This is a genomic window from Flavobacterium sp. TAB 87 (genome assembly GCF_001529295.1).
Classification (GTDB): Bacteria; Bacteroidota; Bacteroidia; order Flavobacteriales; family Flavobacteriaceae; genus Flavobacterium.
The window spans coordinates 1-13,875 of sequence record NZ_LLWK01000026.1; the positions used below are offsets into that span (position 1 = coordinate 1).

The 13,875-nt window shown below is 37.9% G+C and carries 24 protein-coding genes; 16 read left to right on the forward strand and 8 right to left on the reverse strand.

The window, feature by feature from the left end; translation table 11 throughout:
- Window positions 1–99 precede the first annotated feature (99 nt).
- From AP058_RS16800 to AP058_RS01400, 10 genes are all read left to right on the forward strand, one after another.
- Window positions 100–243 carry a hypothetical protein gene (locus tag AP058_RS16800; protein ID WP_157492565.1) on the forward strand — a complete coding sequence of 48 codons (144 nt, stop codon included), beginning with the start codon at window positions 100–102 and terminating at the stop codon, window positions 241–243.
- A complete protein-coding gene (locus AP058_RS01365; protein ID WP_066305964.1) occupies window positions 237–569 on the forward strand; it encodes a DUF4406 domain-containing protein in 333 nt (110 codons plus the stop codon). Before AP058_RS16800 ends, AP058_RS01365 begins: the two co-directional genes overlap by 7 nt.
- Window positions 542–970, forward strand: coding sequence for a hypothetical protein (locus AP058_RS01370; protein WP_066305966.1), 429 nt, complete (start codon window positions 542–544; stop codon window positions 968–970). Before AP058_RS01365 ends, AP058_RS01370 begins: the two co-directional genes overlap by 28 nt.
- A gap of 168 nt (window positions 971–1,138) precedes the next feature.
- On the forward strand, window positions 1,139–1,432 hold the full coding sequence (locus AP058_RS01375) for a hypothetical protein (protein ID WP_066305967.1): 294 nt from the start codon (window positions 1,139–1,141) through the stop codon (window positions 1,430–1,432).
- An 89-nt stretch (window positions 1,433–1,521) separates the two neighbouring features.
- A complete protein-coding gene (locus AP058_RS16805) occupies window positions 1,522–1,659 on the forward strand; it encodes a hypothetical protein (protein WP_157492567.1) in 138 nt (45 codons plus the stop codon).
- Entirely contained in the window at window positions 1,656–2,192 is a 537-nt protein-coding gene (locus AP058_RS01380; protein WP_066305969.1) for a hypothetical protein, read from the forward strand. Before AP058_RS16805 ends, AP058_RS01380 begins: the two co-directional genes overlap by 4 nt.
- Before the next feature lie 89 nt (window positions 2,193–2,281).
- Window positions 2,282–2,566 (forward strand): hypothetical protein, encoded by a 285-nt coding sequence (locus AP058_RS01385; protein ID WP_066305971.1) that lies wholly within the window; start codon window positions 2,282–2,284, stop codon window positions 2,564–2,566.
- Window positions 2,567–2,614: 48 nt separating this feature from the next.
- Window positions 2,615–2,839: a hypothetical protein gene (locus AP058_RS01390; RefSeq protein WP_066305973.1), complete on the forward strand. Its 225-nt coding sequence runs from the start codon at window positions 2,615–2,617 to the stop codon at window positions 2,837–2,839.
- 36 nt (window positions 2,840–2,875) lie between these two features.
- Window positions 2,876–3,250, forward strand: a complete 375-nt coding sequence (locus tag AP058_RS01395) for a hypothetical protein (protein WP_066305975.1) — start codon at window positions 2,876–2,878, stop codon at window positions 3,248–3,250.
- A 66-nt stretch (window positions 3,251–3,316) separates the two neighbouring features.
- On the forward strand, window positions 3,317–3,535 hold the full coding sequence (locus tag AP058_RS01400) for a hypothetical protein (RefSeq protein ID WP_066305977.1): 219 nt from the start codon (window positions 3,317–3,319) through the stop codon (window positions 3,533–3,535).
- An 18-nt stretch (window positions 3,536–3,553) separates the two neighbouring features.
- On the opposite strand, the gene AP058_RS01405 is transcribed toward AP058_RS01400, so the two are convergent.
- Genes AP058_RS01405 through AP058_RS01440 form a run of 8 tightly spaced genes read right to left on the reverse strand, consistent with a single transcriptional unit; the run spans window position 3,554 to window position 9,338 of the window.
- A complete protein-coding gene (locus AP058_RS01405; protein WP_197413366.1) occupies window positions 3,554–4,342 on the reverse strand; it encodes a phage minor head protein in 789 nt (262 codons plus the stop codon).
- An 11-nt stretch (window positions 4,343–4,353) separates the two neighbouring features.
- Complete coding sequence (locus AP058_RS01410) at window positions 4,354–5,625, reverse strand: DUF935 family protein (protein ID WP_066305981.1); 1,272 nt, start codon at window positions 5,623–5,625, stop codon at window positions 4,354–4,356.
- A 1-nt stretch (window position 5,626) separates the two neighbouring features.
- Window positions 5,627–6,124: a hypothetical protein gene (locus AP058_RS01415; RefSeq protein ID WP_066305983.1), complete on the reverse strand. Its 498-nt coding sequence runs from the start codon at window positions 6,122–6,124 to the stop codon at window positions 5,627–5,629.
- Complete coding sequence (locus AP058_RS01420) at window positions 6,114–6,545, reverse strand: phage protein Gp36 family protein (RefSeq protein ID WP_066305986.1); 432 nt, start codon at window positions 6,543–6,545, stop codon at window positions 6,114–6,116. The genes AP058_RS01415 and AP058_RS01420 overlap by 11 nt, the downstream gene beginning before the upstream one ends.
- 2 nt (window positions 6,546–6,547) lie before the next feature.
- Window positions 6,548–7,033 carry a hypothetical protein gene (locus AP058_RS01425; RefSeq protein ID WP_066305989.1) on the reverse strand — a complete coding sequence of 162 codons (486 nt, stop codon included), beginning with the start codon at window positions 7,031–7,033 and terminating at the stop codon, window positions 6,548–6,550.
- On the reverse strand, window positions 7,030–8,586 hold the full coding sequence (locus tag AP058_RS01430; protein ID WP_066305996.1) for a hypothetical protein: 1,557 nt from the start codon (window positions 8,584–8,586) through the stop codon (window positions 7,030–7,032). Before AP058_RS01430 ends, AP058_RS01425 begins: the two co-directional genes overlap by 4 nt.
- On the reverse strand, window positions 8,579–9,067 hold the full coding sequence (locus AP058_RS01435; protein WP_231739466.1) for a hypothetical protein: 489 nt from the start codon (window positions 9,065–9,067) through the stop codon (window positions 8,579–8,581). Before AP058_RS01435 ends, AP058_RS01430 begins: the two co-directional genes overlap by 8 nt.
- Window positions 9,051–9,338, reverse strand: a complete 288-nt coding sequence (locus tag AP058_RS01440) for an oxidase (RefSeq protein ID WP_066305999.1) — start codon at window positions 9,336–9,338, stop codon at window positions 9,051–9,053. Before AP058_RS01440 ends, AP058_RS01435 begins: the two co-directional genes overlap by 17 nt.
- A 175-nt stretch (window positions 9,339–9,513) precedes the next feature.
- Here AP058_RS01440 and AP058_RS01445 point away from each other — a divergent pair, with 175 nt between their 5' ends.
- From AP058_RS01445 to AP058_RS01470, 6 genes are read left to right on the forward strand one after another with little or no spacing between them, the layout of a single operon-like run.
- Window positions 9,514–10,500 (forward strand): HK97 family phage prohead protease, encoded by a 987-nt coding sequence (locus tag AP058_RS01445; RefSeq protein ID WP_066306003.1) that lies wholly within the window; start codon window positions 9,514–9,516, stop codon window positions 10,498–10,500.
- A gap of 29 nt (window positions 10,501–10,529) precedes the next feature.
- The gene (locus AP058_RS01450; RefSeq protein ID WP_066306006.1) at window positions 10,530–11,372 is read left to right on the forward strand and encodes a hypothetical protein; all 843 of its coding nucleotides are present in this window, start codon (window positions 10,530–10,532) and stop codon (window positions 11,370–11,372) included.
- 1 nt (window position 11,373) lies between these two features.
- The gene (locus AP058_RS01455) at window positions 11,374–11,775 is read left to right on the forward strand and encodes a hypothetical protein (RefSeq protein ID WP_066306008.1); all 402 of its coding nucleotides are present in this window, start codon (window positions 11,374–11,376) and stop codon (window positions 11,773–11,775) included.
- A gap of 3 nt (window positions 11,776–11,778) precedes the next feature.
- A complete protein-coding gene (locus tag AP058_RS01460) occupies window positions 11,779–12,213 on the forward strand; it encodes an N-acetylmuramoyl-L-alanine amidase (RefSeq protein ID WP_066306011.1) in 435 nt (144 codons plus the stop codon).
- The gene (locus AP058_RS01465; RefSeq protein WP_066306013.1) at window positions 12,206–12,706 is read left to right on the forward strand and encodes a hypothetical protein; all 501 of its coding nucleotides are present in this window, start codon (window positions 12,206–12,208) and stop codon (window positions 12,704–12,706) included. Before AP058_RS01460 ends, AP058_RS01465 begins: the two co-directional genes overlap by 8 nt.
- Complete coding sequence (locus AP058_RS01470) at window positions 12,703–13,875, forward strand: DUF2586 family protein (protein ID WP_066306016.1); 1,173 nt, start codon at window positions 12,703–12,705, stop codon at window positions 13,873–13,875. Before AP058_RS01465 ends, AP058_RS01470 begins: the two co-directional genes overlap by 4 nt.

Here is a 13,875-nt window from a genome sequence, read left to right on the forward strand (position 1 = left end):
GCAGTTTTTAATAGTTGTCAGCCATCACCCACTAAACGAATACGATCGCAATGTGGTACGACACATTCAATCCACTTTAAATCAACAACTTGCTTAATTATGACACTCAATAAAAAAAAGCCAAAGCCACCTGAACTCTCAGAAACTTTAGCCGAAATGAACTACCGCCAAAAACAAGAAGCCAAAGAGCTCGCAGCAAAATTTAAAAACATCAAACCCACTAAATATCTTTTAAAATGCTAAAAATATATATCGCAGGCAAAGTAACAGGATTACCAGAAAATGAAGTTTTCTCAAAATTCCACAACACCGAAATCCTTTTGGCTTTAGCCGACTTTAAAGGAGTCAATCCAATTAAGGTAGTGAACAATGTCAAATGCGAATGGAGCGTCGCAATGCGCCTTTGTATTGTCGCATTAATGCAATGTGATGCCGTTTTGTTGCTGCCGTGTTTTATTGGCAGTAACGGCGCACTAATCGAGTCAGAATTGGCACACCATATTAAAATGCCTGTATTCTATAACCTTAAAGATTTAAAAGAATGGAGAAACACGTTAGCTACAAAGTAACCTTCAAGGAAACAGCCGACGAATGGCTTTTCCAGTACCGCGAATGCGATCGAGTAATTCACGCCTTTTTTAACATCAAAGGAAAACGAGTTTTAAAGCTGTTGCAAGCCGTTCAGTTTCCCGGTACCATCGATGACATGGAAAAATGGTCGCAGTATAAAAAAGTAGTCACTATAGAATTGGTCATAAACGACTATTCGTTCGAAACCTTTTGGACAAAGTACAATTTGAAAGTCAAAAAAGAAGCTTCGCAAAAAGTGTACGACAAATTAAATCTGGTCGAAAAAATTAAGTGTTTCAACGCTCTCAAAAAGTACGATGAATTTTTAGCCAAAACAGGTCAAGCCAAAGCGCACTTAGTAACGTGGCTCAATCAAAAACGATTTAATGATGAGTATTAACCGATTATAACGTTTCGCAGTTACACGAACGGTTGGGATAAAAATTCCCAATCTTTCGATTTGTTACCCAAACATTCGGATAGTCCAAATGTTTAAATTAATCACGAATCCCCAACTGGCGTGTAACTGCTGTTATGTGAGGTTGTGGGTTTCAAAACTAAATTTATTATGAAACAATTATTTAAAAGTGAAGTAAAATTAAGAAATGAAATTTTTGATAGAACTCCTATTGCTGTTATCGAAAAGGAGTTTATAATTTCTTTTTTCAAAGAGTTACCAATTGAAGATTTAAAAAGACTTGTAAATTATGAAATTTTAAATCCGACACAAGAAAATATTAGAACAGAACCAAGAGTAAAAGAAAAATTTAGGCAATTAGCTTATGAAAATTGTATTGAATTACGATGTGAGTTATGGTTAGATAATAGCATTAACGATTTGTCTTTAGGGCAGATTTCGTAACAATCTCACATAACTCAAGGCTTGGCGATCGTTTTAATGTCGCCAAACCAAAGTTATAATCGATTTATGAAATTTAAAAAACAGTACAAATGAAAGATAAAAATTTAGCAGAACTAGAACGTGAAGCGGAATATTTTCAAGAATTAGCCAAGAAAGTAAAATTGAGCTGGCAAAAGAGTCGAAACAAACAAACTCATTTAACACCCAAAAAGAAGAAACGAAAATGATACTAGGATTTAGCACACACATCAATCGAAAGCCAACGCTTTTTACCAATAAAATTGTTAAAGCTATTTGGCAACTTTTTCCAAACCAAATGAATGAATTAGCCCATTCACAAGCCTTTCCAGATTTTTACGTTTACGAAGAGATTTCAATATTTGAACAGGAAAAATTAAACCCCAAACTCCACACCATACGTGAAGACAAAACCAACCGATGGAAAGCAGGAATGAAGATTGATTTCTTTATCAATTGCCGTCAAAAAAATATGTTCCGGTTTGCTCCGGTTCTGCCAGTGGTCGGCATTCAAAAAGTAGAGATAAAGTGGTTCGAGCTTTTCGGAAAGAAGTTGGTAAGAATATTTATTAATGACCACAGTTTTGGATCAGTCAAATTTGACGACTCCAATTTAATAGTTACGGGCGAAGTACTAGCACTCGCCCACAATGATGGCTTCAATACCATAACCGAATTCTTTGATTACTTCAACGAAGATTTTAAAGGAAAACTTATCCACTGGACGGATATGAGTTATTAATAATAAGTTTCAGTAATTATTATATACAAAGTAACCAAATTTTAGAACAGCATTAGAATCTCTAAATTTGTAGATTAAACAACATAAATATGAAATTAGAGATTAGAAAAGAGGATTATTTCAAGAGATTTGAAAATGAATTGCAAAACATTATTGAGGAAAAATTAAAGGAAATTCTTGAAGAAAGGTATTTGAAAAATGCACTTATTATATTAAATATTTTAAAGCCAGAAGACAGCATTGGTTATTTGGATGACACTGTTCTTGTTTATGGTTATGATTTACGGATACACGTTAATTTTACAGAAGACTCAAGCTTAAAATTAATTACACAAAAAATAACCACATTTATGAACAGGGTTAATAAACGATAGTTTCTATAAAAATTATTACATTTGAAATTAACTTAATAAAGAATTGTAATGAAAAATATTTACGAATTAAAATTGATGGAAGAGACGTTCCAAGACAGAGAGCAGTACAGTCAAAGTGCATTGTCCGTGAGAAGAGTTCCTGGTGGTTGGATTTTTACAGACTTTGAAGATAGTCCAGAAGACAATGCGACACAGGCAAGACTTAGCTCTGTTTTCGTTCCGTATAATGAAGAGTTTCATCCGTCAACCGACAAAAGAGATGAAGGATTTTAAAAACTTAAAACTATAAATTTAAAGACATAAAAAAAAATGAAGAAAGCACTATTATTTTTATCACTATTTATTATGCTATCCTGTAGCAAAGAAAGTAAGGTCAAGGAGGTAGCCGCATTCGAGTTTAATAACACATGGTATTGGGTTATTCAATATGAAAATGGCGCATCAAAGCAAGATGTAGAACATTACGTTAGTAAGTGGGCAAACCCAAATCAAACAAGTCATTTCTTTATATATGATAAATCAATTGACCTATCCGTTTTTAAAGACAAGGCATTTAATTTTAATACGTTTGCACAAACGGTTTTGGCTAACAAACCACAATACGGATATTACAAAATGCCTCCTGATACTAAACTTAACAATGACGCTATTTGGCTTTTAGAACAATCCCAAAAACAAAACTAATACCACGAAAAAGCCCACCTAAAAAGTGGGCTTTTTTATTGTTAAAAAGTTTTCTATTTTTGTCTTATGACTCGCAAAGAACGCCTTACTGAAAGAAACAACCAAGTACGTAAAATGTTCTACGAATTGCACGGCAAACATAAAGAATGGCGTGTAGATGCTATCATTGATAAAGTAGGCGAAAAAATGTTTTTAGCCTCCCGCACGGTAGAAGCTATCCTTAATTACGAAGGAATCTATGGCGATGCACCCGCACCAAAATCACAGCTTCAGTTGTCGCTTTAAAATACTTTTAAAACATATTTAAACGGGGAAGTTTTTAGCATTCGTTTCCGCTTCTTTTACCTGCTCAGTAGTCATTGTGCTTTCATAAGGCATTTCTCCAAACACTTTTCCGCTCAAGGCGGCATTATCTTTAAAAACTCCCTTTATAGCAATTTCAGGCACTAAGGCTGCTGGTTCCTCATCCGTTTGCTCAAGGCTGCAACGACAACCCCAATCAAGTGGTACATTGTGCGTTTTCCAAAATGCGTGGTTCATAGGCAATATCAAGCCGTCAAGCTCTTTGTGCTTTTCTCGTGTACGGGCATCGTTAACCGCATTGTATCTTAGGTTTGGGTATAAGTCCGCATCAGCTTCAAAACCTTTCCATTGCTCCACACTATTAGCAGTGGCTACCGTATGGTGGTATTCGGTTTTTAACCAGCGTTGGTTATACTCAACATTCAGTTCCGCTGCCTTTTTATTAAATTCTGACCAGGGCACAACAGCACCATCTAGCGTAAGTGCTTCTTCGAGTTGTGTTCTAAAACTCGTTTCCTTAAATGCCGAAAAAGTAGCGATATCGTCTTTTAATGCTTTCGCTAAGTCAGCGTCGTAAAATTCAGATTCGCCATTGTAGCCTAATTCAAAACCCTCTGAAAAATACGTGTTGTAATAACCCCACAATGCTTTTTTGTTTGCTTCAGAAACGTTCCTATCATCAAATAATTGTCTAAAATAAACTTCTAAAAGCCTGCTTAAAATATCGTCTTGTTTGTCCAGTTGTATCACATTGTGATCAACATCACAACATTGGGAACGATAATACAATTTAAGCAGGCTTAAGGCTTTTTTCCGTTGTCGGGTTTTTTAGTTCCGTCTTCGGTGGTTTGGGCTATTGGCATCGACTCGATTTCTACACCGTACACTTCCTCCACATACTGCTGTTTCAAAACGTAACCATTGCTCATCAATTGGCTATCGATTTTAATTTGCTTTTCAGGGTCTTTGGTTTTTTCAATCGTGATTTTGGCATTGTCAGGAATCGAATAACCCAACTTGCGCATAGCTGGAACCAATCGCTTATTCAAGAATGAAAGCATTTTCTTTTTATCACTTTTAACAACTTCTTCTAGCGTGTTTTCGTGTACGTTTCCTTGCGCTTTGCTTGCTCCATTCTCAGTAGTCATGGTTTGGTGCAAAATCAGTTTAGACAACTCTTTGTCTAGGGCTTGAATTTTCATGTAGAAAACGTTAAACGAATCTGCTTTGCTGTTTTCTTTAATATCAATTTCAGTACCTATAGGGAATACTCCATACGGTGCGCTTCCCATTTCTTCCAGCCAACCCGCCACTTCGTTTTTAACCGTTTCGCTCTGACTCGCTACTTTGGCGATGCGAATAGGCACACCAAACAATTCTTCAAACTCATCCCAAGAGCCCCAAGAGTGGCGTTTTAGAATCGTGTAAACCGCTGCCTTTTCTAATATTCCTATGTTGCTGTAGAATTTAGCATAAAGCAATATATCGTCAACCTCAGACACGTCCAGACCTTTGTTCCCGTTAATGTCATACAATAATATCTTTTGTCCTGGTACTAGCAAACCGCGGTCAATCAATTCGACTTCCTTGATGTTTCCTTTCTCAAAATCCTTAATCCATAAATAGGCTTCGCCTTTAAAGGTGGTTTTATGTGCTTCTTCTAAAACATAGTCAAACCATTCCTGATCTTCAATAAAATTAGTAAGATTGTCATCCTTAATCCCGTCAATAGAAAATATAAAATCTTCGTTAATCGTTCTCAATGTTCTATCTTCAGTAACCGCGGTCAAGTGTCCGTCAAGCAATATATCGTCATAGACTTCTTGCATCGGCCAAAAGCGAGGAATATCACTTTGATAATACGCATAACGTGCCGCCTGCCAGTCGTTAATTTCCTTACGCCATAACCTACGTTGACGGCGAATTACATCGACCATCAAATTAGTTATTTTAGTAATGTCTCCAGCATCGGCACTCGATAGGTTTACCTTTTTTGCTATGGCGTTACCGGATAGGCTTACGGTGCTCACGCGCTTTTGTGCGCTTGCAATGTTTTTATTTCTTGAGCTCATTTTATCGTAATATTAAGTCTAATTCTCTTTTTATTTTGTCGGCAATTTGCCTGTTCAAATACGCTGATTTACCAATAAATTGACGTTTGGGCATATCATCAAGTCCTTCATTATGGCGTTTTGCATAGCCTTTATAAGTTCTAAAAACCACTCTATTACTGCCTTTGCTCACCTGATATTTAAAGGAGTTTTTTAGTTTGTCGCCACCCGTATTAAAGCCTACTAAAACGGCTCTATCTGCGGTTCTGCTCCCAAAACGGTTTAAGCTTCCTGATCTTCCCACGCGGTTGGTTCTGTAGCGGGTCGAGTCTATTCCCATTTTGTCAACGGTTTTACGTTCCTGCCATTTTTCAAGGCCAGTATCAGTAAAGCCCTGGTCTCTAAAGTTTTTTGTAATAAACTTTTTGCCCTCAACACCTATCACTCGCAAAGCTTTATCTGGTATCTCCTTTGAAGCTCGAATAAGCAATTTTTGCAAATCGCTTAAGCTACCAGCCATTAGTATATGTTTTTCGGCTGCCTAGTTTCATAAATGGAACTTCGCTATCCGGTATTCCGTCGCCATCGCTATCCATAAGCTTAGGAGGTAAGTCAGGTTTAATTTTGCCGCTTGACACTTTCTCAAGCCATAGCATTGCTTCGTCATAGCGTAGCTTTGCCATTTCGTTAATTTGCTTCGTTCTGCGGGCGTAAATTTCAAAAAGCACAATTCCCTTCAGGTGCTTTAATACCGTTAAATTGCGGTCGGTTGCAGTGGCGTTAAAAATGGCAAGCGTATCAAAGTATTGAAATAGATAGCCTTTCATTACATCAATACTTTCGGCAATAATATCTGTAACAATAGCGTCATCATTGTTAATGATTTTATTAATTATTTCGTCTAACCCTACGGTTTTTAATTCTGATTTTTCTAAAAACATGTTTATGGTATTTGTGTTTGAAAGCCTATTTTTTGTTTGCTATACTTTGGATTAACGAGTCTGTAAATACTCGTTGAAAATGATATTTTATAACTCATCATTTCGCCTTCCATATCTAAAGCTTCCTCATCTGTTAAATCAAGTGGCTTAAACGAAATTCCTCGGAGCTCCTGCAACTTTTCAACGATAGAATCTATAACGTCAATTTCAATTAGTCCGTCCTGCTCATCTGTTGTGCCGTTAAACTGATTCATCCAGCCGTCCTTACAACAAAAAACAATGTCCACCGTTGCACGTCCTTCTTGCTTTTGTTCCACCATCATTCCCCAGCGTATCGATTTTATTTCAATTAAAGCCGCAGTAAAATAAGAAGGGAAATTTTCTTTAGGATTAGCAAATTGCCTGCGCTGTAAATCGACCAATTCTAAAGTGGGCAAAGTGGATAAAGCTTCTTTAATTGTTATAAATAGTTCTTTGCGTGGTGTCATACTCTACGTGTTTTTTTGCGTTGTCCTATAATAGGCGTCTGGTTGCTTTCCTCTTTTTGGCTGTAGCCAAATAGCACTCTACCTTTACGAACACATTGTTCTAAAACGTCTAGAATGTCATCTGGAGTTCTACAACCTTTTTCAAAAGCTACAATGTGCTCAATGGCCTTGTCCATATCGGGAGTATCTTTTAACCTTTCGTCAAATGTGATTAAACCCCGCATAAACGTACTGGTCAATGTGGCATCAATACGGTCGTGTTTGTCTCCTGAAGCGTGGTCAGGGAATGGAATATCTGCCGCATTGTTTTCCTCACACGCAATAAGCCAATCCGTTTCGTAGACGATTTCTTGCGCTGCCGTTGCATCATAATAAGAGATAATCGACATCCCTTTGATATTGTATTTTTTCTGCCACTCATAGTGCACATTCATTGCCGTAGGCCTGTCAATTTGTTGGTTAAAAATTTCTAAAACGTGAGCTCTTCCTTTCTCGATGGAAACAACTCCACCCGCTTTATAATCCCCACCATCCTTATAGGACAAATCCCAAAATTCAATTAATCCATTAAAGATTTGATTGCCGTGAGTTTTCTTAAATCGGATCCATTCCGCTTTAATACGTTTCCCTTCCTCAACAGGGTTATTAAAATCCTCTCTTTGGCTGGTGTGGTAATCCGTATCGTTTACAATGTCCTTACAATCCTGCACACTATACCGTTCTGGCCAACTTGGTTTGAATTTATCATCGCATAAATTGACGGTGCTAATTTTGAAGTTTGGCGATTTCTTGTTTTTTTCGGCATAGCCGTCAACAATTCCGTTTTTTACGATATAGTTGTTCGCCATGACCTGACGAAACCGTCCTTTTTGTCCTGCCTTACCTAAATCGCCCGTTAATTTCTGAACGTTCTCTTTAGTAATATCAATATTTTTGGCTTGCTTGCGGTCTTCTAAATCGTCCATAGATGCAAAGTCAGGACGGTTAGCATTGTTACGCAGTCCTCTAAAAGGCTGGTTTAGTCCTAAAGCCTTAAACATCTTTTTATCGTTGGTCTCAAACTGACCATCTGCCCAGGACCCGTATTGCATTTGCATACCAAAATCCTTAATATATCTTTCGTTACTCTCTAGATGCAATTGCACATCAGATAGTAATAATTTACCGGCATCAAGTGTTCGGCCAATGATTAAACCAAAATTAACCTCGTTGTTTTCCTTCAGGTGGCACAAGTTCCCCACATTAGTATGTATCGACTTTGCAGCACCACGAAACCAACGGCGTTGTTGCTTGATTAAAGGGTTTTTAAATAGTTCTATATAACTGGTTAAATGAAATTTAGCGCATGGAGCATCGGCAAGGGCTAATCCTGAATTCACGCCATAGTAATACTCAAAGAACTCTAAATAGTTCTCAGGCTTTAATAGTCGTTTAATACGTGCTTCCTGTTCAGCAGTTGTTTCCTTAAATAAGGACGCGCCAGAAAGCAATTGGATTCTTTTGGATTCCAAGTTGTATTTTTCAAGAGCTTGTTTTAGTTCTGTCTTAGTCATTACTCACGAGTTCATTTACATATTTATCAAAATGCACCCTAATGGCTTGTAGTTGTTCTAAGATGTCATCACGCTTTTTACCTGTGTTGTTTCCAGCCTGAACGACCATAAACTGACTAAAAGCGTCAAAGCTTTCCATAGTGTGAACTGCTTTTTTTCGATCGTCATCCATACGATCAAAAGCGGCTGAAATCTTAGCTAAATCATCCGCTTTATGCGTTGGCTTTTTACCGTCACGAATGTCTAGAACATACTGAAGGATTAGCTTTTTAATCTCGGTTGGCCGTATTGCAAAAAGTTCTTTTTCATTTTCCCAAGAATGAAGCTCGCGCCAGTTCCCTAGCGTTTTAACTCCCACACCTAAAATTTCAGATATATTGGTCAAGGAAAATCCTTTTACAAATAGATCCTTTGCCTGACTCTTCTTATAGTCACTTTGCGCAGCGGTCATTCTGCCTTTGCCCTTACTTGTAGTTTCCATCGATGTTCAGGTTTCCGTTTTCCTCAAACTTTATGTTATTAATTTTCATACCATCGTACTCAAGGTTTTTCTTAGCGTCAATTAAAAACGGCATATAATCGTCATCACTTAACATTTTGCTGAGTCCAACGCCTAGCTCTGGAAATTCCTTGAATTCGCCTTTTGTAGCGATCAATATATGTTCCTGGTGCGTGTTGTCAGAATAGCCTAAAACAAAGTCGCCATTAGCCATCTTTAAATCTCCTATTTTGTCTAAAAGTATATCAGTCATAGGGCAAAGTTCAGCATATAATAGGCTTGTAAAAATTGCAATATCAACGCTTGTATCTAATTGATACAATGCTTGTATTGATTAAGTCCAAGCCTTGAAACTGCGTTTTTTTTTACTTTAAAACCGCCCCAATTTTGTCCTCACAATCATCACGAATCCAAATTATAATAAGCCAATGACACACGATTTCATTATTAATACAGAAAACGTAAACGAGTATAAATACCGAATTCTAACAGGCGGTATTGACTTCGAACAATACCTGCGTAATCCTGTAGTGTTGTATTTGCACGAGCGTGACTCATATAAAAACAAGGGCACGGAAGTCATAGGCCGTTGTATTAAACTCTTTGTCCAGGATAAGAAACTAATAGCGACAATTGAGTTTGACGAAAACGAGCCATTTTCTAAAAAAATAGCTGACAAAGTAGCGGGCGGATTTATTCGAATGGCATCAATGTATGCCGATGTTATTGCGGCTTCATCAGAACCCGAACTGGTAATAGAAGGTCAATTATATGAAACGGTTACTAAATGTAAACTGGTCGAGATTTCTATTGTACCAATAGGAGGTAATGATGACGCATTAAAATTGTCTAAAAATGATGGACAAGTGAAATTGAATAAACTAAATGTTAAAAATGAAGATATGGCAGATTTAAAAACAATTGCCCTTGCATTGGGTAAAGCGGCGGATGCGTCAGAAAGTGTGATCCTTGACACCATTACAGGGGTGAAATTAGCGGCTGAAACTGCTGAAAAGAAAGTGATTGAGCTACAAGCGCAAATTCAAGGAATCAACACTACAAGCGCAACAACATTAGTTGAAAAAGCGGTCAAACTAGGACTGATCCCTGAAACGTTGAAAGCTTCTCAAATCAAAGCATTTGATGGCGACTTTGAAGGACAAACAGTGATTCTTACCAAATTGATTGCTGATAAAGAAGCGGCCAATACTCAAGCTGGAAACGTTGACAAAATCAAAGAGGTGGTTTTGAACGGTAAAGCGACAGTTCCAGCCGGAACAACTGACGGCCAAGAAACATTTGATTATTTACAAAAGCACGATGCAGTGAAGCTGTCAAAAATCAGAGAGGATGAACCTGCAAAGTATGCAGAATTAGCCAAAGCCTATCAGGCAGGTGTGAGACACAAAGCGTAATTAATTAATCCCATTTATAAAAAAAAGATATGGCAGGTTTACAAAAAGAAGTATGGATTGCGGGTATTCAAGAAAACCCAATCCCAGATAACAGCTTTGTTTTTGCATCTCAGGACAAGTCCGAGTATGTAGAGAACAACAAACTGCACCTTGCTGAGGCAGGTATCGAACCAGATGTTCACGAGGACTACTTTGCAGGTAGTGAAACTGATTTGCCATTGGCTACAATCAATGACATTCCGAATGAAGTAATCTTAAAAACGTATTCTACAGATAGAACACGTCACAGAGATTTGCAAGAAGTAGAATTGCAGTACAACAAACGTGCTTCAATTACTAATCGTCATAAAACTTCATTGGCGAAAAACCTTGGTAAAAGAGCGGCTTTTGCTTGGGCACCAGCGTTGGATAATACAAATAATAAAATTATTACTGTAGGTGCTGGGAAGTTTATTAGTGCAATCATTAAAATGAAAGCATTTTACAACGGCCTAGACATGTACGATAATTTGAACATTTGTTTGACAGCCGAACACATGGGGATTATTGAAGAAGAAGATACTGTTTTGTACAAGAAAATATTGGACACAAACAAGATGTACGGCTTTAAAGTGTACAACTACAATCAAACGGCATTATACACTGCGGCTGGAGCTAAAAAACCATACGGAACGGTAAAAGCTGCCGATGATAAAAACTGCTCTTTTACTTGGTCTTCTGACGAAACATTTAGATGTTTTGGAGATACTGAGATGTATGAAACTATCCGTTCAGCGGCTTCACAAGCTGACGAAATCTCATTCGCTCAAAGAGCTCTTGTAGGTAACATTCGTGCAACCAATCCTAAATATTTAGGAGCAATCTTAAGCTAGTATGGCAAAAGCACAAGAAAAAGCAACGGCATCTGTAGCAGATGCCATTGCTAAAACAGTATCTGAGTACTTTGGAACAGTTGGTTCAAAGGACGAACTGTTTTCGACGGCTGACGGCAATGTTTTTGAAAACCAAGGTTTTGCAAAAAATCATGCTACCACGCTAGAGGATAAAAATGTAACGCCACATAATAAGGCTAAGGCCATAGAAGTGGTAGCTGAAGAAGAAGTTGGAGGCGCAATTACGCTAAATGAGGATCAATTAGAATTATTAACTAATGGTTTGACCAAAGAGAATTACATCCCTTTGAAACAATTGGCTGATTTTCTAAAATTAGAAACTCCCGACAAAAAATCAGAAACAATCATTGCGGCTTTAACGGCATATAGAGAATCATTGTAAAAAATGAGAAATATAACTCATATAGTTGTTCACTGCACTGGTGCGGCACAAAGCCAAACTATTGACTCTATAAAAAACTTTTGGAAAAATGTTAATAAATGGAGAAACGTAGGGTACCATAAAATTATTGAGGCTAACGGAACTGTCTCTGAATTAGCAAAACCTTCTGAAATAACCAACGGTGTCGCTGGCCATAACAGCAAGTCATACCACATCTGCTATATAGGCGGTAAAGATGGTAAAGACAATAGAACGGAATTTCAGAAGGCCACGCTTTTACTTGAGCTTAAAAAAGCAAAAAAAATGTTTCCAAATGCGATCATATTAGGTCATCGGGATTTGTCTCCTGACTTGAACAATGACGGGATTATTCAATCTAATGAGTGGACTAAGCTTTGCCCAAGTTTTGACGCTAAAAAAGAATACAAAGATGTATAAGAAACTAGTTTTAGTATTTGTTTGTTTATGTTGTTTTTTGACTTCCTGTCGTACATCACGACAGGAAACTCAAAAAAGCAGTTCTACATCAGAGCATTATATTGAGAACAAAGAAACGTATCGCGATACGCTTATTTATGCTCCAAAGGCTGAAACAAGCCTAAAGATTGCAATTGCTGAGTTGGCCTTTAAACCTGGTTTAAACGCTATTTCAAAACCCAAAACATTCACCCAGAAAAACGGGAACGCGACGGCAAAAATAAGGATTGAACATGATACCGTTTTTGTCACTGCAACCTGCGACAGCCTAACGATTGTTGCTAAAATTAAAGAACAATTAAGAACAGAAGTAACCGCTACAGCTCGTAGCGATGTCGAGAATTCTAAATCTAAAACGGGGTTCAACGTCTTTGATGTTTTAGGCTCATTTTTAATAGGTATAATTCTAGGTGTTGGCGTTACGCTCATCTTTAAAACAATTTCAAAAGTATGATACCAAATATTTCATTCAACATCTCTAGTAATGGTCTAGGGTTGCCACAGGCCGAAATTCAAAAGATACCGGGCTTTGTTCTAACAGGTGTAACCGTTGTAGGTGCTAATAAAGTAACTGCGGGCACATCTTACCAAATTTTCTCGCTTGAAGAAGCGGTTAATTTAGGCATTGCTGAAGGCGGAACAAACGATTTTGCGTACAAGCAAATAGCGGCTTTTTATGCTCAAGCTAAAAAAGGCGCTGAACTGTGGTTTATGCTTGTATTAGGAGCCGTAGCCATGGAAGATCAAGCAGATATTACCAAAGATTACGCCCGCAAATTGTTGAGTGATGCCAAAGGTAAGATTCGTGTTTTAGGCTTATTGAAAAAGTCTGGAACAACAGAAACCATCACCGATGGATTAGATGCTGATGTGCATTTGGCAGTAGTCAAAGCTCAGGCTTTGGCACAAGACTTTGCCGATCGTTACTATCCAGTGCGAGTATTGATCTCGGGGAATAAGTTTAGCGGTGTAGTAGCTGATTTAAAAGATTATGCAACGACTAACTACAACAAAGTAGCCATTCTGTTGGCAAATACTGACGGATCAAAAGAGGCGGCCATTGGCTTAACTCTTGGACGTTTAGCCAGTACTCCAACTCAAAGAAAATTGAGCCGTGTTAAAGATGGAGCAATTGAGCCTTTTGCGGCTTACTTCACCAATGGTGCTACAGTAGCGACACTTGATACTGCTTGGGATGCCATCGACAACAAGAACTACACCTTTATGCGAAGCTTTGCGAACATGTCGGGCTTCTACTTTACAGGTGACAAAACCTTGACGGTAGCGACAGACGACTTTAATAGTTTGGCTCGTGGTCTAGTGATGGATGAAGCTGTTTTGACTGCTTATACCACATTGGTTCAAGAACTGTCAGACGAAGTGCCGGTCACTACAAGCGGAACCATTCACCCTGCGATTATTAAGAGCTGGCAAAACTCGGTTGAAAGAGACTTGAAGGCGAACATGGTCGAAGACGGTAAACTATCAGGTGTAAAGTGCTTTATTGACGAAAATCAAAACGTGCTTCAAACCAACAATGTAGATGTAAGCTTGCAACTATTACCAGTGGGCTACTCAGATTTCATAACGGTAAACATTGGCTTTACCACAACATTAGACTAG

Bases quoted from the DNA above. Each gene is read 5' to 3' on its own strand.
- AP058_RS01380 (WP_066305969.1), top strand. From the start codon at position 1,656: ATGATACTAGGATTTAGCACACACATCAATCGAAAGCCAACGCTTTTT.
- AP058_RS01400 (WP_066305977.1), top strand. From the start codon at position 3,317: ATGACTCGCAAAGAACGCCTTACTGAAAGAAACAACCAAGTACGTAAA.
- AP058_RS01440 (WP_066305999.1), bottom strand. From the start codon at position 9,338: ATGACTGATATACTTTTAGACAAAATAGGAGATTTAAAGATGGCTAAT.
- AP058_RS01375 (WP_066305967.1), top strand. From the start codon at position 1,139: ATGAAACAATTATTTAAAAGTGAAGTAAAATTAAGAAATGAAATTTTT.
- AP058_RS01420 (WP_066305986.1), bottom strand. From the start codon at position 6,545: ATGTTTTTAGAAAAATCAGAATTAAAAACCGTAGGGTTAGACGAAATA.
- AP058_RS01435 (WP_231739466.1), bottom strand. From the start codon at position 9,067: ATGGAAACTACAAGTAAGGGCAAAGGCAGAATGACCGCTGCGCAAAGT.
- AP058_RS16800 (WP_157492565.1), top strand. From the start codon at position 100: ATGACACTCAATAAAAAAAAGCCAAAGCCACCTGAACTCTCAGAAACT.
- AP058_RS01365 (WP_066305964.1), top strand. From the start codon at position 237: ATGCTAAAAATATATATCGCAGGCAAAGTAACAGGATTACCAGAAAAT.
- AP058_RS01450 (WP_066306006.1), top strand. From the start codon at position 10,530: ATGGCAGGTTTACAAAAAGAAGTATGGATTGCGGGTATTCAAGAAAAC.
- AP058_RS16805 (WP_157492567.1), top strand. From the start codon at position 1,522: ATGAAAGATAAAAATTTAGCAGAACTAGAACGTGAAGCGGAATATTTT.
- AP058_RS01430 (WP_066305996.1), bottom strand. From the start codon at position 8,586: ATGACTAAGACAGAACTAAAACAAGCTCTTGAAAAATACAACTTGGAA.
- AP058_RS01470 (WP_066306016.1), top strand. From the start codon at position 12,703: ATGATACCAAATATTTCATTCAACATCTCTAGTAATGGTCTAGGGTTG.
- AP058_RS01455 (WP_066306008.1), top strand. From the start codon at position 11,374: ATGGCAAAAGCACAAGAAAAAGCAACGGCATCTGTAGCAGATGCCATT.
- AP058_RS01385 (WP_066305971.1), top strand. From the start codon at position 2,282: ATGAAATTAGAGATTAGAAAAGAGGATTATTTCAAGAGATTTGAAAAT.
- AP058_RS01445 (WP_066306003.1), top strand. From the start codon at position 9,514: ATGACACACGATTTCATTATTAATACAGAAAACGTAAACGAGTATAAA.
- AP058_RS01390 (WP_066305973.1), top strand. From the start codon at position 2,615: ATGAAAAATATTTACGAATTAAAATTGATGGAAGAGACGTTCCAAGAC.
- AP058_RS01415 (WP_066305983.1), bottom strand. From the start codon at position 6,124: ATGGCTGGTAGCTTAAGCGATTTGCAAAAATTGCTTATTCGAGCTTCA.
- AP058_RS01425 (WP_066305989.1), bottom strand. From the start codon at position 7,033: ATGACACCACGCAAAGAACTATTTATAACAATTAAAGAAGCTTTATCC.
- AP058_RS01460 (WP_066306011.1), top strand. From the start codon at position 11,779: ATGAGAAATATAACTCATATAGTTGTTCACTGCACTGGTGCGGCACAA.
- AP058_RS01465 (WP_066306013.1), top strand. From the start codon at position 12,206: ATGTATAAGAAACTAGTTTTAGTATTTGTTTGTTTATGTTGTTTTTTG.
- AP058_RS01410 (WP_066305981.1), bottom strand. From the start codon at position 5,625: ATGAGCTCAAGAAATAAAAACATTGCAAGCGCACAAAAGCGCGTGAGC.
- AP058_RS01370 (WP_066305966.1), top strand. From the start codon at position 542: ATGGAGAAACACGTTAGCTACAAAGTAACCTTCAAGGAAACAGCCGAC.
- AP058_RS01395 (WP_066305975.1), top strand. From the start codon at position 2,876: ATGAAGAAAGCACTATTATTTTTATCACTATTTATTATGCTATCCTGT.